17 protein-coding genes are annotated in these 17,920 nt (G+C 43.8%); 6 read left to right on the forward strand and 11 right to left on the reverse strand.

The window, feature by feature from the left end; genetic code table 11:
• Window positions 1–5: 5 nt before the first annotated feature.
• A complete protein-coding gene (locus tag ACIM339_RS03455; protein WP_015283217.1) occupies window positions 6–1,571 on the reverse strand; it encodes an ATP-binding protein in 1,566 nt (521 codons plus the stop codon).
• Window positions 1,568–2,626 carry a DNA double-strand break repair nuclease NurA gene (locus ACIM339_RS03460; protein ID WP_015283218.1) on the reverse strand — a complete coding sequence of 353 codons (1,059 nt, stop codon included), beginning with the start codon at window positions 2,624–2,626 and terminating at the stop codon, window positions 1,568–1,570. The genes ACIM339_RS03455 and ACIM339_RS03460 overlap by 4 nt, the downstream gene beginning before the upstream one ends.
• Window positions 2,627–3,021: 395 nt before the next feature.
• Between ACIM339_RS03460 and ACIM339_RS03465 the strand changes: the two genes are divergently transcribed.
• A complete protein-coding gene (locus ACIM339_RS03465) occupies window positions 3,022–3,834 on the forward strand; it encodes a tyrosine-type recombinase/integrase (protein ID WP_015283219.1) in 813 nt (270 codons plus the stop codon).
• On the opposite strand, the gene ACIM339_RS03470 is transcribed toward ACIM339_RS03465, so the two are convergent.
• The 3 genes from ACIM339_RS03470 to ACIM339_RS03480 are packed head-to-tail and all read right to left on the reverse strand — an operon-like array spanning window position 3,826 to window position 6,453.
• Window positions 3,826–4,242: a Zn-ribbon domain-containing OB-fold protein gene (locus ACIM339_RS03470; RefSeq protein ID WP_015283220.1), complete on the reverse strand. Its 417-nt coding sequence runs from the start codon at window positions 4,240–4,242 to the stop codon at window positions 3,826–3,828. The genes ACIM339_RS03465 and ACIM339_RS03470 overlap by 9 nt on opposite strands.
• Window positions 4,243–5,409, reverse strand: a complete 1,167-nt coding sequence (locus ACIM339_RS03475; RefSeq protein ID WP_015283221.1) for a thiolase domain-containing protein — start codon at window positions 5,407–5,409, stop codon at window positions 4,243–4,245. It abuts the gene before it with no gap.
• Window positions 5,410–6,453: a hydroxymethylglutaryl-CoA synthase gene (locus tag ACIM339_RS03480; protein WP_015283222.1), complete on the reverse strand. Its 1,044-nt coding sequence runs from the start codon at window positions 6,451–6,453 to the stop codon at window positions 5,410–5,412. It lies immediately after the preceding gene.
• Between the two features lie 211 nt (window positions 6,454–6,664).
• Here ACIM339_RS03480 and sufC point away from each other — a divergent pair, with 211 nt between their 5' ends.
• The 5 genes from sufC (at window position 6,665) to ACIM339_RS03505 (ending at window position 12,951) form a co-directional block, all read left to right on the forward strand.
• Window positions 6,665–7,411 carry a Fe-S cluster assembly ATPase SufC gene (gene sufC / locus ACIM339_RS03485; RefSeq protein ID WP_048104012.1) on the forward strand — a complete coding sequence of 249 codons (747 nt, stop codon included), beginning with the start codon at window positions 6,665–6,667 and terminating at the stop codon, window positions 7,409–7,411.
• Window positions 7,404–8,723, forward strand: coding sequence for a SufD family Fe-S cluster assembly protein (locus ACIM339_RS03490; RefSeq protein ID WP_015283224.1), 1,320 nt, complete (start codon window positions 7,404–7,406; stop codon window positions 8,721–8,723). Before sufC ends, ACIM339_RS03490 begins: the two co-directional genes overlap by 8 nt.
• A gap of 89 nt (window positions 8,724–8,812) precedes the next feature.
• Window positions 8,813–11,056, forward strand: a complete 2,244-nt coding sequence (locus ACIM339_RS03495) for a DNA topoisomerase I (protein ID WP_015283225.1) — start codon at window positions 8,813–8,815, stop codon at window positions 11,054–11,056.
• Window positions 11,046–11,900 (forward strand): presenilin family intramembrane aspartyl protease PSH, encoded by an 855-nt coding sequence (locus ACIM339_RS03500; RefSeq protein ID WP_015283226.1) that lies wholly within the window; start codon window positions 11,046–11,048, stop codon window positions 11,898–11,900. Before ACIM339_RS03495 ends, ACIM339_RS03500 begins: the two co-directional genes overlap by 11 nt.
• A gap of 43 nt (window positions 11,901–11,943) precedes the next feature.
• Window positions 11,944–12,951 carry a metal ABC transporter substrate-binding protein gene (locus ACIM339_RS03505; RefSeq protein ID WP_015283227.1) on the forward strand — a complete coding sequence of 336 codons (1,008 nt, stop codon included), beginning with the start codon at window positions 11,944–11,946 and terminating at the stop codon, window positions 12,949–12,951.
• Here the strand turns inward: ACIM339_RS03505 and ACIM339_RS03510 are convergent, their stop codons facing one another.
• Genes ACIM339_RS03510 through guaB form a run of 6 tightly spaced genes read right to left on the reverse strand, consistent with a single transcriptional unit; the run spans window position 12,952 to window position 17,888 of the window.
• On the reverse strand, window positions 12,952–13,284 hold the full coding sequence (locus ACIM339_RS03510) for a hypothetical protein (protein ID WP_015283228.1): 333 nt from the start codon (window positions 13,282–13,284) through the stop codon (window positions 12,952–12,954).
• A complete protein-coding gene (locus tag ACIM339_RS03515) occupies window positions 13,281–14,798 on the reverse strand; it encodes an AMP phosphorylase (protein WP_015283229.1) in 1,518 nt (505 codons plus the stop codon). The genes ACIM339_RS03510 and ACIM339_RS03515 overlap by 4 nt, the downstream gene beginning before the upstream one ends.
• Window positions 14,773–15,696: a ribose 1,5-bisphosphate isomerase gene (locus ACIM339_RS03520; protein ID WP_015283230.1), complete on the reverse strand. Its 924-nt coding sequence runs from the start codon at window positions 15,694–15,696 to the stop codon at window positions 14,773–14,775. The genes ACIM339_RS03515 and ACIM339_RS03520 overlap by 26 nt, the downstream gene beginning before the upstream one ends.
• A gap of 28 nt (window positions 15,697–15,724) precedes the next feature.
• Complete coding sequence (locus ACIM339_RS03525; protein WP_015283231.1) at window positions 15,725–16,069, reverse strand: YlbF family regulator; 345 nt, start codon at window positions 16,067–16,069, stop codon at window positions 15,725–15,727.
• Between the two features lie 40 nt (window positions 16,070–16,109).
• Window positions 16,110–16,409, reverse strand: coding sequence for a hypothetical protein (locus tag ACIM339_RS03530; RefSeq protein ID WP_015283232.1), 300 nt, complete (start codon window positions 16,407–16,409; stop codon window positions 16,110–16,112).
• A gap of 30 nt (window positions 16,410–16,439) precedes the next feature.
• Window positions 16,440–17,888: an IMP dehydrogenase gene (guaB, locus tag ACIM339_RS03535; protein ID WP_015283233.1), complete on the reverse strand. Its 1,449-nt coding sequence runs from the start codon at window positions 17,886–17,888 to the stop codon at window positions 16,440–16,442.
• Window positions 17,889–17,920: the final 32 nt, after the last annotated feature.

The following is a 17,920-nucleotide window of genomic DNA, read 5'->3' on the forward strand; positions in this document are numbered from 1 at the left end:
CTTTTTCACCTCTTTATCTCAAACACTCCTGCTAACGCTAATGGGAATTTAAATATTTTGAGATGAGGCATTCCATATATAGATCCTATAGCATATCCTTTTTTCAAAGATTCAACTTCCACCAATGAAATATCCAATCCCAGAGATTTTATAATTTTATAATTTGAGTTGAAAAATATTTTTGTGTTAATTACGCTCTCAAGTCCTCTGGGTATATCTGTTGGATTCTGAGATGAAAATATAATACCTATTTGTTTACTTCTTCCTGTTCTGCAGATGGTATCTAAATCACCTAATGCCTCTTTGGAACTATCTGTTTTATAGAATTGATGAACTTCATCTATAATTATTAATATTGGTGGGTATGCCTTTCTTTTCTCGTCTTTAGCTTTAACAATTTTATGAAGTAGGTCCCTAAGTAAGATAGAACCGAAATCTATCCCTCCTGACTCTGCCACATGAATAACGGACATCTTTCCAGGGAATAATATATCATCTACATCTAAAGTCTTAGCATCCGGATTATCAAAGAAAATGCGTGCGTTATCCAGATTATATAAAAGGTTTGTGTATGTAGAATGGTGTAGCTGAGTTTCTCCAATTTCTCCCCGCTCATTTAGTGTTTTATACATATACTTGTCATTTTTGCCTCTTTGAAAATAGGTTACAAAATCTGAAAATTTAGCCTCGGGCATATCTTTTTCAATTCTCCAACAATCCCTCCAATACCTAAAAATATTAGGTAAACTTTGAGCGCCAACATCTGAAATATTGTGAAGCAATCCAGTAAGAGCATTTGGATCTATGTCGTTTACATTAAGTGTTATCTTTTCCCCATATTCGGTCTCTACTCCCGCAGGAAGATTTGTGGTGGAAGGATAGTAAATAACAAAATTCTCTATTCCATGTGGTGAGACCCCCAAATCTTCCCATTCTTTTAGTATTTCTCCATTATTTGTTTGAGAGGGGAGATACATCTTTAATAAGTCATCTCCTTTTACATTTACGGCTAATACTGAACCCTGCATCTCTTCTACAAAATATTGCGCTAAATACTTGGCAGCTACTGTTTTTCCACTACCTGTTTTTCCACAGATTAGTATTTGATGATAATACATATCTTCTGGAAGATTCACGGTTATATATTTTCCATGCTCATCTATCAATTTCTGATTTTCCCCATATTGAACAGTAGCCAAGAAAACTTTGGGTCCCTTTTTTTCACTACCTATAGCAATATCTATTTCCTCTTGAGTAGATCTTCTTGCTATACTTTGCGGCTTTAGAAAATCTATTAACCCATCCTCACGCTTGCTTATTATTCTCACAATATCTGCGTACACAATATTTAAAGTTCTCCTATCCGCCGCCAAGGGTTTTAGATCCATATCTACAATGAGTGGAGAAGGAGCGTAGGGTGAATATTGAAAGCTCTTTGTAACTCTCAAGATAAATTTAGTCCCACCTTCTTCAACAGTAAGATAAGATCCTTTTGGAAGCATTCCTTTTATATCAGTTTTCGATATTAGTTTTATCGATCCTTTTTCCTCACCTAATACTATCCAGCTCATGGTGACCACCCAAATCTTTCTTGATTAACAGTAGGAGTTAATCTTGATGATTTAATAATCTCATCTAGGTTAAATAAGTGTAAAGTTTCTCTAGCGTATTTTTCTGCTATAGCAATAGGTCTAATTTGCGGATTTTTTACATCTCCTTGAACCAATAAGAAATAATAGATCATGTCTAAAATATCTTGGATTGTATTTTTATATTTTTCAAAAGTTAATGGATGGAACTCAACACGCAAAGGACTAGTATCAAAAGCTTTTATATAACAGAATATTCTTGCATTTCTGGGATTATTTGGATCTTCATATTTAAAGAAGGCTGTTCTCATACCTTTTCTTAGTTCAGAATATACCCAATGCATATCTGAGTTATATCTCCCTTTAAGTTGGGGTATATTATCTACGATTATACTACTTTGACTATTTTTTACTATAAAAACAGGAATTATATTTTTTGGTGTGAAAAACTCATATATAGCATTTATTACATAAACATACCAATCTCCACCAATCAGAGGGCCATCTATAAAGAGAAGAGTATTTGAATATAGATTCTCTTTTAAAAAATCTACTTTGTCCCTAACATACACTTCTTTGGAGGCATAAGGTATGTCCTCCGTAACAACAACCCCACTATTAAACATAGATTTATATTTTTTAGCTTTTGTAAAGAAATATAAAGCAATCAATGATGATGGTAGATATTCCCCTTCATACATATACACAAGTGTATGTGAAAACAAATATGCTATTCCTTCAAGGGCAGTAAATTTATTTATAGATTCATCATAAGCCGCAATTAACGGATATTTTCCTATGCATTCCATACCTTTTTTAGCATCCAATTCATATCCTACATTTACTTCCTCCAATGGATAAAACTTCATAATTTGGTTGGAAATTACATCATACTTTCCAAATCCAATATTGTGTTCTACCTCAATTATTTTTAAATTAGAAATATTACTAATAGTGTTTTTAAACTTAGGATGCAATGTTACACGTTTTAAGGGTTTAGGTATCGTCTCAATTTTTTGCTTATATTTTTTTATCATACTTACTATTCCTCCATTTCATTACTAAATGATTAATAGCGAGCGATTTCCCATAACGTTTCAGCGGCTATGCGAAGTTCGCCCGAAGGGCGAATTTGGGCAAACAAAGTTTGCCGTATAGCCGCGTGTTTCCTGAAGTTTCGGCGAGCGTTATATTTGATTACTTTTTTGTTTGTTAATTTTTTTGATATTTCTGCCTGTTCAAATAACTCCGTTATTTCTCTGTTTTCATTTTTTATTTTGTTGGTTGCTAATATTTTTCTTCTTTATTTTCTTTTGAGCGAGCCGAAATTTGGGCGTTCGGCCACGGAAACTCCAAATATACGAAATTCGTATAACCCTCCTTATAGGTGTTATTCGGAAGTTTTATTACCTTATAACCCATTGAGATGAATATGTCCTTCGAGAATAAAAATCTTACTCCAAAGGAGCGATATGAGCTGATTGGAAGACTGATTGAAGAGCTCAAACTCCGCAAATACTCTTACCGCACTGGAAAGGCGTACATAAACGTGGTGCGAAGATTTCTTCGTTCTGGTATGCAGCCGCGGGAGTTCCTGCTGAAGTATTACGGAGATAAAAGCCGTTCCTCCATTCGGCAGGCGTATTTCGCCCTGAAATTCTTCTACAAAAATGTCCTTGGCGAGAGATTTGACGAGAGCATTCCGCTGGCGAAGAAGAAGGAAAAATTGCCGGTTGTTCTCTCTCGAGAAGAGGTAAAGAGAATGATTTACGGCACGGAAAATATGAAGCATCGCCTCGTGCTGATGTTTCTCTACTACGCAGGCATGCGACTGAATGAAGTTCGCAATATCAAATGGCAGGACATAGATTTTGATAGGGAGGTAATCCACATAAAAATCGCAAAGGGTGAAAAAGAGAGGGTGGTATTTCTTCATCCTGAACTGAAGGGACATCTGGAGATGTTCGGAAAAAGGAGATATGGATATGTTTTAATTTCCCAGCGGGGGAAAAGATACTCCCCCAAGAGTATCCAGCTCATAGTGAAAAATGCGGCAAGGAGAGCGAAAATAAATAAAAATGTGACTCCTCATGTTTTAAGATACAGCTTCGCCACGCACCTGCTTGAAGGCGGCGCGGATATAAGGTACATTCAGCAATTACTTGGCCACAAATATCTGAAAACAACACAGATTTACACGCATGTGGCAAATAAAGAAATAAAAGAGTTAGCAAAATTACTCTGATTTCTCATTCCAATCAGGCACAAACTTGTACCCGTACTGGATTATTCCCGCCTTGCCATCCTCTGCTATTCTTCTGAACACGGCCCTCACGGGCATTCCAATATGAACATCCTCTGGATCAACATCCACAATCTGCCCGGTGATTCTAGGCCCTTCAGGAGTTTCTATTATTGCCATCACATAGGGCTTCTGGTACTTGTATCCAAGCACGTTCTGATGCACAATGGTGTAGGAGTAAACCTTTCCCCTGCCGCTCAGCTGGAACTCCTCCATCTTGCCCACGCTTTCGCGACCGCACTTGGGGCACACGCTACGGGGAGGGAAATAAACGGTGCCGCACACGGGGCATTTTGTACCGATGAGATTGTACCTGTACCTTCTCTCTCTCCAGAATCGTGGCACGACCATTTAGAACACCTCCAGAATGTGCACGATGCTTGAAGTCATGGTCCCGCCCACATTGTGCGCAAGACCAACCTTTGCATCAGGCACCTGTCTCTTTCCTGCTTCGTTGCGCAGTTGCTTGACAATCTCCACAACCTGCCCAACGCCAGTGGCACCCACCGGATGGCCCTTGGCCTTAAGCCCACCCGAAACGTTGTATGGCAGTTCTCCATCGTAGTACAGCTGCCCCTCCTCGGCCAGTTTCCAAGCCTCTCCCTTCTTTGCAAATCCAAGATCTTCCAGTCCCTCTATGGCTATTATGGAGAAGGCATCGTGAATCTCTACCAGATCTATATCCTTTGGCTCCTTCTTTGCCATTCTGTATGCCTTCTGACCCGCCTCAATGGTGGAAACTGATTTTATAAGAGACTCCCTCGAATGCAGGGAGATGTACTCATTGGCAAATGCAGAGGCAGATATTTTTATCGGTGAATCGGTGTACTTTCTTGCGATATCTGCCGAGGTGAGCACCAGAGCAGCGGCTCCATCACTGACTGGAGAGCAGTTCATAACACGCAGAGGCTCGGCAACGATGGGTGATTTCAGCACGGTTTCAACGGAGATCTCCCTCTGGAAGTGGGCATCCGGGTTCATGGAGCCATGCTTGTGTGCTATTACCGGGAAGAGAGCCATCTGCTCATCTGTCATTCCGAACTCGTACATATAGCGGCGAGTCATCATGGCAGCCAGCGCAGGAAACGTTGCACCAAGGAAAACCTCCCATTCTCTATCTGCGGCACCTGCAAGTATATCAGTTACCATATCTCCCTGTAAATCGGTCATCTTTTCAACACCGCCCACCAGAACAATGTCGTATAGTCCGGAGGCCACAGCCATGTAGCCCGCGTGTAATGCGGCAGCCCCACTTGCGCATGCAGATTCAATACGCAGTGCGGGCACCCGATGCTCAGCCAGTCCTGCAAAATCAGCCATAAGAGCGCCAACATGATCCTGACCAACGAAACTTCCAGCGCTCATGTTCCCTCCAAATATCGCCTGAATGTCCTCGGCTGTTATGTTTGCATCTTCAATTGCCTTCAATCCTGCCTCCACCACAAGATCTCTCAAACTTTTCTCCCAGTGCTCTCCGTACTTCGTCTCACCTGCGCCAATTATTGCCACATCTCTCATTTAATCCACCTCCACGATCATGCGTCTGAATTTCAGATACTGCGCATAATCGATGAACTTGCCCCTCTTCACCAGGTCCCATGTTTTTGGTGCTGCGTCTCGATTGAAATTCTCAATCTCATCCGTCACCGTTATGTCAAACGCATCGCTGCCTGCGCCGCTTCCAAAGGAAACGGCGAGTATTCTGTCCCCAGGCTTTGCCACGTCAAGCACAGCGCTGAGCCCTGTGGGTGTTGCACCGGAGTAGGTGTTTCCTATGTAAGGTGTGAGCAGCCCCTGCTGTATCTGCTCTTTTGTGAACCCCAGTCTCTTTCCAACGCGCATTGGAAACTTGCCATTGGGCTGGTGGAAAACCACGTAGTTGTAATCCTTGGGCTTCGTGCCCATTTTATCCATAAGCATCTTCGCTGCTGTCATCACATGTTTGAAATATGCGGGCTCACCGGTGAATCTGCCGCCATGGGATGGATACCTCTGCCCCTCCCGGCGCCAGAAATCGGGGGTATCGGTAACGAATGATACGGTGTCGTTTATTTCTGCAATAACTTCCTTTTTCCCTATTATGTATGCCGTTCCCCCTGCCGAGGCTGAATAGTCAAGTGCATCTCCCGGCTGCCCCTGGGAGGTGTCGGTGCCAATTGCAATTCCGTATTCAATCATACCGGCCTTAACCATGGCGTAGACATTCTGCATGGCAGCAGTGCCTGCTTTGCAGGCGAATTCCAGATCTGCAGCATGAGCCTTATACGCGCCCACTACCTCTGCAATTAGAGATGCAGTGGGCTTAACCGCGTAGGGATGTGATTCACTACCCACAAAAATTGCACCTATTTTCTCACCGGGAATGTTCTTCCTGCGCAGTGCATTTCGAAGAGCCTCCACGGCTATTGTGGCAGCATCCTCATCGTAGGCGGGCACACTTTTGCTCATTATGCCGAGTCCCTTCTCAGGATGCTCCGGGTTGTCACCCCATATCCTTGCTATCTCCGCAGTCTTTATCCTGTATATGGGTATGTACGAGCCATAAGTTACAATACCTACCATATTCTCACCTGCGGTGTAGAATGAAAATGGCCTATTTAACTTTTATCGTGTTTATGTTCGTTTATTGACGAATTTTTTGCTTTTTAATTCCTTGATGATATCTCTTTTGGTGTATTTTTGTCATCATAGCCCTCATGGGAGGCAAACCTTTGAATCCACATATTTGTCCAACAACACTTAAAAATGATTAAATCTTCCCGCAATTATGAAACTGCTCAAGGTGGAATCTCTCGGAGTTGCCGTGGAGGATAAGGAGATAATCAGGGATATGAATTTTGAAATGGGAAAGGGGGAAATTCATGTGATCATGGGCCCAAATGGCTCAGGTAAGAGTACCCTGGCCCTGGCTATTATGGGACATCCCTCGTACAGAATCACGAGGGGGCACATATATTTTGAGGATAAAATCATAGATTCTCTACCCGTTGATGAGCGTGCCCGTATGGGCATACTGATGGCCTTTCAGGCACCTGAGGACATTGAAGGGGTGCGAATAATTGACTATCTCACGCTCCTCCTTGAAAAGGTAAGGGGCATGGAAACCTTGGAAGCCAAGGAATTAATATTCAAAAAAGCAAGAGAGGTCTGGTTCTCAGAAGACACGCTCTCCCGTTACATTAATGTTGGATTCTCAGGTGGTGAGCGCAAGAGATTTGAGATTCTCCAGGCACTTCTTCTTGAACCCAAACTCCTCATTTTGGATGAGCCCGATAGCGGGGTGGATGTTGACTCTCTAAGCCTCGTGTCCATGAAAATCAGGGAACTATATGAAAGGGGAACTTCCGTTATGCTCATCACCCACTACGGTAGAATTCTTGAGCACATAGATCCGAGCACTGTGAAGGTGCACATAATAAAGGAGGGCCGTATAGTTATGAGTGGTGGGGAGGAACTTGTTGAGAGAATTGAAAAGGATGGATTCAAGAAGGTTTTTGAGGAGTGTGGTTGCAATGAATGATGTTCAGGATGTTAGGAGTATTATTGAGGATCAGATTGAGACTCTTCGCAAAAGGAATAGGGAGCCAGAATGGATGACAAAGTTGAGGTACAAGGGGTTGAAGGCATTCTTGGAAGCACCGCACAGCGATCCGGTAATTAAGGATCCTCTGGAATTTGTTGTTGGCGCATCGGAGGAAGTTTATCCTGAGGTGAAGAGCCTTGAAGATTTGCCACCAGAGATGCTTGCACTCTTGGATAGACTTGGCATTGCGGAGGTTGAGAAGAAATACGTTGCTGGACTTGCAGTTCAGAGTGATACGAGCATAGTGCTCAATGAATTTTTGCAGGCGTGGAGAAAGAGGGGACTCATTGTTGAGAGTATGGAGGATGCTGTACGCAACCATCCTGTCGTTAAGGATCTCTTTATGAAACTTTTCGATCCCCACGAGAGCAAGTTGGCGGCTTATCACACTGCAATATGGAACGGTGGCGTGTTTCTGCACATAAAATCAGGATTGCGTGTTCCAATGCCCCTTCATCTATTCTTTCTGATTCAGAACAGCGCAATGGCCCAGGCACCACATATAATAATCAATGCAGAGCCCCATAGCGAGTTGCATCTGATTGAGGGGTGCACATCTCCTATTCTTCTCAGACATTCCCTTCACCTGGATATGACGGAGGCGTACATAGGAGAGGGCTCAAAGATCAAACTAAGTGTGCTGCAAAACTGGCCTGAATACGTGCATACCCGCCCCATGACCCGTGCGAGAATAGGAAAAAATGCAGAGTTCATAAACACAACAGTGGGCCTTGGAACGGGGAAGAGTAATGTGGCGAATCCTGTTTACTGGATTGATGAGGGGGGTTATGCCGAACTCAACGGGATAATCCTTGGTCAGAAAGATTTTTATGTTGATTTGGGCGGAGAGATGAATCTTGAAGGTCCCGGTGCCAGAGGTATAAATGCCAGCAAGAGTGTGATAATGGATGGGAGCACTGTTATAACGAGAGGTGTAATAAGGGCCCGTGCACCAAAAACAAAGGGTCACATAAGTTGCGACGCTCTAATTCTAAATTCCAAGGCGAGAATGGAAACCTACCCCGGACTTGTATCCGAGGTGGACGATGCCGAGCTGAGCCACGAGGCGGCCATAGGGAAGATAAGGGAAGAGGAACTCTTCTACCTGATGTCAAGGGGCTTGAAGGAAGAGGAGGCAACGCAACTCATAGTAAAGGGTTTTGTTGATCCTCTGCTAAAGGATATACCATTGGAATTCGTTGTTGAGATAAGAAAGATAATCGAGATGGCGGTGAGTGGAGGAATGTAGTGAGAAAACACACCTACTTAGGGGTTTAGAAAGGGGGCTTCGCCCCCTTCTTGGCAAAGATTTTTTTACTACTTCCCTTTTTATGGCCCGTGAACATTCTTGTAATTGCGGAAAAGCGCAATGCAGCGCAGCGTATTGCAAAGATTCTATCCGGCGGAAAATTTGAAACGGTTAAGAAGGGAAGAAACGTGTATTACTCGTTCTCAATGGGTGGTGATAGGTACTTTGTTGTGCCCCTCAGAGGGCACATTCTGCAACTGGATTATCCTGAAAAGTTCAAGAGTTGGAATTTGAAGGACCTGCAGAAACTTGTGGACGAGGAGCCCGTGAAGATCGTTAAGGAGAAGGGTGTGGCTTCAACTTTAAAAAATTTGGCCAAGGATGCTGATCTGCTGATAATAGCCACAGATTACGATAGGGAAGGAGAATTGATAGGCGTGGAGGCCCTGAGCATCTCCGGTTACAGGGGTAAAGTAAAGAGGGCAAAGTTCAGCGCTTTAACCGAGCAGGAGATAAAAAATGCGTTTGAGAACCTTGTGGATGTGAATTACAATCTTGCAAGTGCAGCGGAGACAAGACAGAAGATAGACCTCGCATGGGGGGCCTCTCTAACTCGCTTTATCTCTCTTGCCTCCAGAAGAAGGGGTAAGGATTACCTATCAGTAGGGAGGGTACAAAGCCCCACTCTTGCCCTCATAGTCAAGAGGGAGAGGGAAATCGAGAGTTTTGAGCCCACTCCCTACTGGAACATAGGTGCCAAATTTCACAAGCGTAGAATATTCAGAGGGGAACATATTGCAAATCCGATATGGAAAGAGGAGGAGGCAAAGAAAATATATGAAAAGATAAAGGATTGCAATGTGGGGAAGGTTCTTGAATACGTTGAAGGAACGAAGAAGATAAGACCCCCTTCGCCGTTCAACACCACGGAGTTTCTTAGTGAGGCCACTAAACTGGGATTCTCCGCAGCAAGAGCCATGCGTATCGCAGAGGATCTCTACATGGGAGGCTACATATCTTATCCCAGAACGGATAACACTGTTTATCCCAGAAGCTTGAATATAAATGCCATACTGAAATCACTTGAAAAATCAAAGTTCTCCGAAGATGTGAAAAAACTTCAGAAGGAGCGCAGGAAGTACCCAACACGGGGCAAGAAGGAGAGCAAGGATCACCCTCCAATTGTGCCTATGCGCGGTGCAAAGCTGGATGGAGAGCGCGGTAAAATTTATGAACTCATAGTTAGAAGATTCTTTGCCACCCTTGCCCCTGATATGGAATACGAAGAGAGCACTGCAAAGATAAGCATATTGGACGAGATCTTTGTAAGCAAGGGAAGGAGAATTCTGAACGAGGGCTGGCACTATTACTATCCCTATTCCAAATTTGAAGAAATCCCTATGCCCAGATTGAAGGAGGGTGAGGAGATCAGGGTGAAGGGTGTGGAAATTGTAAGAAAGGAAACAAAGCCCCCCAGCAGATACACCCAATCCTCATTGCTCAAAGAGATGGAGAAACTGAATCTTGGTACAAAGAGCACAAGGGCCGAGATAATTCAGAAACTCTTTGATAGGGGTTATGTTAGGGGGAATCCCATAAGACCAACGGATCTTGGAAAAGCGCTGATAGATTCTCTGGAGAAGAACAAGGTTGATGTTGTAAAGCCCGATATGACCGCTAAATTGGAGAGGGATATGGACAGGATTGAAGAGGGCTCTGTGAGTGGAGATTATGTTGTGAAGGAATCAAGAGAGATGCTGAAGAGCATATTGAGATCTCTGGAGGAGAATAAGGGAGATGTTGGTAAGAGTATCAGCAGTTCAATGCGTACCGAGATTGGCGAATGTCCCGATGGAGGAAAACTCATCTACCTTGAGAGAAAGAAACTTGTTGTATGCGAGCACGGAGAGACTGCGAAGTTTTACAACCTGCCAAAAACGGGTCATGTTGAGTTTCTAAATCGAAAATGCCCGGTGTGTGGATTGCCTCTAATAAAAGTGGTTCGTAGAGGTCAGAGCCCAGAGATCCGATGCCTGGATTCAAAATGTGAGTATAACAGGAGAAAGGACGTTGTTGGCAAGTGTCCCAAATGCGGGGGAGATCTTGTGATAAGGCAATCCCGCAATGGCAAACGTTTCATTGGATGCTCAAATTATCCAAAATGCGATGTGACCTATCCCCTGCCCCAGAAGGGTCAGATAATTCCCACAGGAGAAGTATGTCCGTACTGTGGTGCTCCGTTGATTATCATAAGAAAGAAAGGGCGCAGGGACTGGAAGATCTGTCCCAATATGAACTGCGAGTACAACAGGAGGAAGAGGGATGAAGAGTGAAACTCTTGCTCAGATAAATATGATGCTCATCTTCCTTGTGGCCAACGTAATGGCCCTTCTTCTCTTTCCAGCATACACCATATACGAGGGAGGATTGGGAGAGGAGGGTAGCAATCCTTGGGTTGCAGTTTACTATCTAATCTACGTCATAGCTGTTACCCTTTTAATAGTGTTCATAGCCAAAAAGGGCAAGAAAAATCTTCTTCGGGGTATATTTTACTTTGCGATTGCCTGGGCCATGTGGTATGCAATCTTTCCACTGCTATACTACTTTTACATACCCTACTCTGACCTGATTTCATTGGCAATATCCGTGATTCTCACAATTCTCCTCATAAAAAATTCCGAGTGGTATGTTATAAACCTTGTGGGTATTCTAACCACGGTGGGTGTGGCTCTGATATTCGGATTGAGTTTGACCTTGATACCAATTATCGTTCTCCTGAGTTTATTTGCAATTTATGATGCCATTGCCGTTTACATGAGCAAGCACATGGTTGCCCTTGCAGATTCTGCCATTGAACACAAGTTGCCTGCAATGTTCGTGGTCCCTGCAAAGAAAGGTTATTCTTTCAAGAGAGCCAAGGGCAGACCTGGAAAGGGTACCCAGAGAGAGGCCTACTATATGGGATATGGGGATGTTCTCATTCCCGGAATACTCGTTGTGGCTGCTGAGAGAAATTTTGGTATGCTTGGAGGTATATTCACGCTTGTGGGTGCTCTATCTGCCATGCTCCTTCTGTTCGTGATGGTGAACACCGGAAAGCCACAGCCCGGATTGCCGTATCTCAACGCGGGTGCCCTAGCAGGATTGATAATTTATCTGCTTCTATTCTTTTTCTGATTTCTGAGCAATTTTTATATTTGCGTTAGGTATAACCTAACCGATGAGAAGAGTAGTTGTGCTCATAATTATCTTCACGTTGCTAATTTCAATTGCCTCAATCCTGCCCAATGGAAGCGCAGACAATGGGAAAAAAATAAATGTTGTGGCCACACTTGAAATTTTCTCATACTTCGCCGAGGAAATTGGAGGCTCCCGTGTAAATGTGAGTTATATTGTTCCGCAGGGTGAGGATATACATTCCTATTCTCTGACCTACGGAGATATGAAAAAATTGCAATCTGCAGATCTTATAATTTTAGCCTCCAGCCAGTTCTTTTCAATAGACAGAAACATAAGGGAGAAGGTTGAAGGTAAGGAAATCTTGGATTTTGAGGATTATCATGCCAAGCTGTATCCTCTGGGCAGTTTCAAAAGAAATGTACATGGTTACTGGCTATATCCTCCAAATGCTCTGAATATAACAAGGGCAATTGAAAAAAAATTGGAAGAAATGGATCCTGCAAGTTCCGCCTATTATGAGGATAACTTTATGAAATTTGAGAAAAATCTTGAATCTACCCTCAGAAATGTTAGAAATATGGCGAAAAATGCGGATTTGGAAAACAAAACCGCCCTCTTAACAGTTCCAGGGGCTTTTTATGTGGTTAAGTATCTTGGTATATCCATAGAGGGCACAATTGTGGAAGGCCCACATCAGTTCATAAGCGAGAAGGAGCTGAGCAGGGTGAAGAAGGATATTCAAAACGGAAAAATAAATTTCATAGTGGATGTTCAGTCACTTCAGAACTCAAGATCCGGACAGATAGCAATCCAGTTGTCCAGAGAAACAGGGGTGAAAATTGTTTATATTGACATATTCTCAACGTCAAATTACACCAATCTGCTTCTAAAGGATGCGTCCATACTCTCCTATGCCCGTTATGTGAATCGTTATGGAAATGAGAGTTGTAGTTGCGATTTTTATCTCATAACATCAATCCTGCTTTCCATAATAACGGTCGTGCTCTTTATCATAGCCTACGATTACAGAAGGGAGCTGTTAAAATAATCAAACTAATTTTTTGAATTTCAAAGCAATACCCTTACCCTGCTTTACAACCTTGCAAAGCACCCTGATTCGCTGACCTTGATACAGGGAAAGGGGAGCGTGAATAAGTGTAAGTTCTCTCCTTCCATCGCTTATAACGTATGTTCTATGAGTACTATCCATGCTCAAATAAATGCCCCTCTGGAGCGGTGATGAAGAATCCACAATTATATAATTCTTGAGTCGATCTTCTTTTATGGGATAAATCGTCTCCACAAAACCCTCTGTGATTATCCATGTGCCAATATATTTTGCAGAAATTTGAGAGAGAGGGAGAAATTTTACCCTTCTCATTTTTTGTAGGATGGAATACGCTCCAGCAGCATTCCCTCAATTTTTAGGGGTTTTAACATTTTGGCTAGTTTAACTGCTTCTTCCAGTTTGGCCTTGGAATCCGCATAGATCACATACAGTACTTCTCCCTTTTCAGTTTTCTCACTCTTTTTCCTGTTGAGCAATATTCCTGCACCCTTGTCCTTTGGGGCTCCTGCAGTTCTTGCAATCTTCACCAGCGCTTTATTTGAGACTATTGAGATGTATCCGTCTTCCGGTGAATGTATTTCTGCTTTGTATTTGCCTATGGGGACATCCTCGCTCTTTTCAATTCCCCTTGAACCCTGGGCATTGATGATTTCAAGAAACTTCTCCCTTGCCTTTCCACTTTTCAAAACATTTTTTGCCATTGCCTTTCCCTCTCCCCTCTCTGCCACATTTCCAAGTTCAAGGAGCATGCCCGCAATGTCCGTTGCCTTTTCAATGAGCGAGTTACTTACATTTTTCCCTTCAAGGGCCTGCATCGCCTCACGGGCCTCAAGGGCTGGGCCAATGGCACGGCCAATTGGCTGTCCACCGTAGGTCACGGCTGCCTCAATGGTTATGCCTAACCTCTCCCCAAGTTCTATGAAATCCATGGCGTATTTTCTTGCGGTCTTCTCGTCAGGCACTTTAGTTTCTGGACCCATTGGAATGTCAAGAACCATGTAATTTGCGCCCACAGCCTTCTTTTTTGCCATCACGCTTGCTAAAACCTGAGAATGCGGGTCGATTCCCAGTGGATATTCAACCTTCACAATCTTATCGTCTGCAGGTGCAAGATTAACCGCGCCGCCCCATGTGAGCGTGGCTCCAACCTCGTCTACTATTCTCCTTATATCCTTTACACTAAGTTTAACATTTGTAAGGACTTCCATTAGATCCGCCGTGCCTGCGGCACTGCTTATGGCCCTTGATGAGGTTTTGGGTATTTTCAATCCCATGCTGGCCGCTATGGGTACAGCTATGGGTGCATACTTATTTCCGGGTACTCCTCCTATGCTGTGAACATCAAACACTGTGTATTCAAAATCAATTGTTTCGCCTGTTTCCACCATCGCCTTTGTCATCCACTCGGTCTCATCCATGTCCATGCCACGAATCTGAATCGCCGTTACATAGGATGCCAGTTCAATGTTTGATAGACTATCATCCACAATGTCTCTCACGATCTGATATATCTCATCCTTTGTGAGTTTTTCACCGGAGATCTTTTTCTTTATATAATCCACACTCATGGGTCTCACAGTTGGAGCGATGTTCACCTTATCTCCATTTTTTACGCTTAATTTCTCACTGATCTCAACGAACATCCCTATCTCTCCCCTTTTAATCATACTTTCAGAAATGTTCACTATGGCCGTTGTGACAGTGCCCCTCCTTGTGACCTTAACCCTGTCCTGTGGGTGGAGCCCAAGTTCCTTTGCATCTTCCTCGTTCAGTATGATCTCCAATCCTCCAACCTCAACATCAATCCTCTTTACCTTCAATTCCAACGTTCATCACCTCCTTTATTATCTCATATGCAAGATATGGGGAAATTACACCCTTCTCGGTAACTATTGCATCTATGTACTCCGGTGGAGTGGCGTCAAACACTGGATTTCTGAATTTCACGCCTGGAAAATCATCAGGATTTGCAATCTCCCTGGGATCGCGCTCCTCAATCTTCACCAGTTTCCCTATTACCGTTTCCGGTGAAAATTTGTAGGTCTCAGCGCAAACAATGAAAGGCACCCTTGCCTCATGGGCTGCCAGGGCAATCTGGGATGTACCTATTTTGTTTATAACTGCGCCGTTGCTCGCTATGGTATCCGCTCCCACAACCACTATGTCCACATCCCTCATAAAATAACGAACTGCAGAGTCCACGATCATCGTAACGTCTATTCCTTCCTTCGCCAGAGCTCTTGCGGTTATGTGTCCCTGCAACCATGGCCTTGTCTCTGTGTTGAAAACTCGAATTTTCTTTCCATCCCTGTGTGCCTGAATTATGCACTGCAAAGCGGCTGATGAGTTGCAATGTGTAAGTATGGTTGCCCCATCTGGAATTCTCCCAGCCCCGTATTTTCCTATGATCTCAAGCGCTTCTTCGGATCTTTTTATGAAATCTTCCGCATTTTTTATTATGGATTTGCGCAGGTCTTCCACATTTTCCCCCTTTGCCCTGTTTACCACATAGTAAACTGCATTCTTGAGAGAAACTGCTGTGGGCCTGGTGGAGATAAGGTACTCCTTTACATTGTCAAGATCTTCGTAAAATCCCTGAATATTTCCTTCAAAATCCTCCGCAAAATATTTTAGAGCTAGGGCAGCGGCCCTACCTATACGGCCAGCCCCCCGAATCTCCATGCTCTTTATCTTTTTCCCTATATCTTCAACTCTCGCGTACATGGAATAAGGGATATGCCCCTTATTATATTTATTCCTTTTGCTCCTCTTCCATGGATTCCACTATGGCCTGGTTTGTGGATTCAATAAGCTTTTTGAACTTATCCTCTGCCTCTGTGTACCTCTTCATGGTTTCGCTGTTCATAATATCCTGCTCCAATTTCTGCAATTCCACCATATTGTCGTTTATGTTCTCCCCTGTCATCTGTTTGAGTTGAATTTCCTGGGCCTTGGTGTTGTAATCATTCAAAAGTTTCTGCGTCTCCTCATCCTCGTCAAGGGCCTTCTGTGCTTCAATAAGTTCCTTATACTCTTCAGACTCCTTCAGGGCCTTGCCCAGTTCCTTTGCCTTTTTTATTATCTCCTCATTACTCATGCCTAACCTTACACTTCATATTTAATAAAACTTTGGAAACCTATTCATCCATGCCAAGAAGATGGTAGAGGTCCTTAGCTTCGTTACCATCCCATATCTTGCGTGGTCCCTTCTTCTCGGCGGAGAGCATGAGAAACCTGTTCTTCTGTTTCAGAGGTATGATGAAGTACTCCTCGTAGTCATCTCCGTTGTAGAGCACGATTTTCACTTTGTTCTCGCTCCTTTCTCCAGTTTTCGGGTCAAGGTACTCGTATCTCACAAATTTTCCGTAATCCACAAGATTTCTCACCTCAATTTTTCCCTTCTTTGATCTTGTGAGCACATCTTCGGGATATTCCATGCTTCAAAAATAGTGGGATGGGTTAAATAATTAACTCATGGGATAATTTGGCGCCTCGCTTATTATGTTGACATCGTGGGGATGGCTCTCTTTGAGTCCCGCATTTGTGATTCTCACGAATCTTGCCCTCTTCCACAGTTCTTCAACATTTCTCGCTCCTGTGTAACCCATGCCCGATTTCACCCCTCCAACAAGCTGGAATATTACCTCCTCAACCCTGCCCTTGTAGGGAACGGCCGCTTCCACACCCTCGGGCACGAGTTTTCCCTTGCCAAGTTTTCCATAACGATCCGATATACCCTTTTGCATGGCACCTAGGGAGCCCATACCCCTATACACCTTGAATTTTCTTCCACCTATGATCATCTCCCTTCCCGGTGATTCCTCTGTTCCGGCAAGGAGACTTCCAAGCATGACTGCGCTCGCTCCTGCTGCAAGGGCCTTTACTATGTCCCCGGAATATCTTATACCTCCATCTGCTATAACAGGTACGCCGTAATCTTGGGCCACATCTGCCGTCTGACCTATGGCCTCAAGCTGAGGCACGCCTATTCCTGCCACCACCCGGGTTGTGCATATTGAACCTGGTCCTATTCCAACCCTCAAAGCATCCACGTTCAGGGCAATCAAATCCTCTGCCGCTTCCTTTGTTGCTATGTTTCCCGCTATTAGATCAACGTCCACTATTTTGCGAATCTTCTTTATGCTCTCCATTACATGCTCGTTGTGTGCGTGGGCAGTATCTATAACGATGACATCCACCTCTGCATCCAGAAGTTTTCTGGCTCGAGCCTCGTCAAACGGACCTATTGCCGCACCCACCATGAGTCGTCCCTCTGAGTCCCTGAGTGCATCAGGGTACCTCTCCCTCTTCAGTATGTCCTTGGCCGTTATGAGTCCAACGAGTTTTCCGTCCTTTACTATTGGTAATTTTTCAATGCGGTGCTCGTGCATTATTTTTATGGCCTCCTCCATGGTTATGCCTTCAGGAGCCGTGATCACGTCCCTGGTCATAACGGAAGAGACCTTTATTCGTTCGCCTCTGTAAAATCTTATGTCTCTGTTAGTCAAGATTCCAACAAGTTTATCGTTTTCCACCACAGGAAGGCCCGCTATTTTGTTCTCCCTCATCAGCCTCTCAGCCTCTTCTATTGTGGTATCTGGTGTTATTGTGTGCAGATCTCTTATGATCAAACTCTCCTCCTTCTTCACCCTTCTGACCAGTTCCACCTGCTCTTCGATTGTTATATTTCTGTGGATTACACCAAGAGCCCCTATCTCTGCGAGGGCGATTGCCATTCTATCCTCAGTGACAGTGTCCATTGGAGAACTCAAAATTGGAATCTTTGCCTTTATGTGCCGAGTTATGTGGGAGGAAACATCCACATCCTTTGGCTCAACTGGACTTCTTGAGGGTTGGAGAAGAACGTCATCAAAGGTGAGACCTATCTTTGCGTTTTTCAGCTTTTCTTCAAACATAGCCCTTATAATGAATCATCGTTTTAAATTTT

Source organism: Aciduliprofundum sp. MAR08-339, from assembly GCF_000327505.1.
Classification (GTDB): Archaea; Thermoplasmatota; Thermoplasmata; order Thermoplasmatales; family Aciduliprofundaceae; genus Aciduliprofundum.

What these genes read in the sequence shown, in the direction of transcription:
- ACIM339_RS03455 (WP_015283217.1), bottom strand. Translation starts at nt 1,571, where the DNA reads ATGAGCTGGATAGTATTAGGTGAGGAAAAAGGATCGATAAAACTAATA.
- ACIM339_RS03460 (WP_015283218.1), bottom strand. Translation starts at nt 2,626, where the DNA reads ATGATAAAAAAATATAAGCAAAAAATTGAGACGATACCTAAACCCTTA.
- ACIM339_RS03465 (WP_015283219.1), top strand. Translation starts at nt 3,022, where the DNA reads ATGTCCTTCGAGAATAAAAATCTTACTCCAAAGGAGCGATATGAGCTG.
- ACIM339_RS03470 (WP_015283220.1), bottom strand. Translation starts at nt 4,242, where the DNA reads ATGGTCGTGCCACGATTCTGGAGAGAGAGAAGGTACAGGTACAATCTC.
- ACIM339_RS03475 (WP_015283221.1), bottom strand. Translation starts at nt 5,409, where the DNA reads ATGAGAGATGTGGCAATAATTGGCGCAGGTGAGACGAAGTACGGAGAG.
- ACIM339_RS03480 (WP_015283222.1), bottom strand. Translation starts at nt 6,453, where the DNA reads ATGGTAGGTATTGTAACTTATGGCTCGTACATACCCATATACAGGATA.
- ACIM339_RS03490 (WP_015283224.1), top strand. Translation starts at nt 7,404, where the DNA reads ATGAATGATGTTCAGGATGTTAGGAGTATTATTGAGGATCAGATTGAG.
- ACIM339_RS03500 (WP_015283226.1), top strand. Translation starts at nt 11,046, where the DNA reads ATGAAGAGTGAAACTCTTGCTCAGATAAATATGATGCTCATCTTCCTT.
- ACIM339_RS03505 (WP_015283227.1), top strand. Translation starts at nt 11,944, where the DNA reads ATGAGAAGAGTAGTTGTGCTCATAATTATCTTCACGTTGCTAATTTCA.
- ACIM339_RS03510 (WP_015283228.1), bottom strand. Translation starts at nt 13,284, where the DNA reads ATGAGAAGGGTAAAATTTCTCCCTCTCTCTCAAATTTCTGCAAAATAT.
- ACIM339_RS03520 (WP_015283230.1), bottom strand. Translation starts at nt 15,696, where the DNA reads ATGTACGCGAGAGTTGAAGATATAGGGAAAAAGATAAAGAGCATGGAG.
- ACIM339_RS03525 (WP_015283231.1), bottom strand. Translation starts at nt 16,069, where the DNA reads ATGAGTAATGAGGAGATAATAAAAAAGGCAAAGGAACTGGGCAAGGCC.
- ACIM339_RS03530 (WP_015283232.1), bottom strand. Translation starts at nt 16,409, where the DNA reads ATGGAATATCCCGAAGATGTGCTCACAAGATCAAAGAAGGGAAAAATT.
- guaB (WP_015283233.1), bottom strand. Translation starts at nt 17,888, where the DNA reads ATGTTTGAAGAAAAGCTGAAAAACGCAAAGATAGGTCTCACCTTTGAT.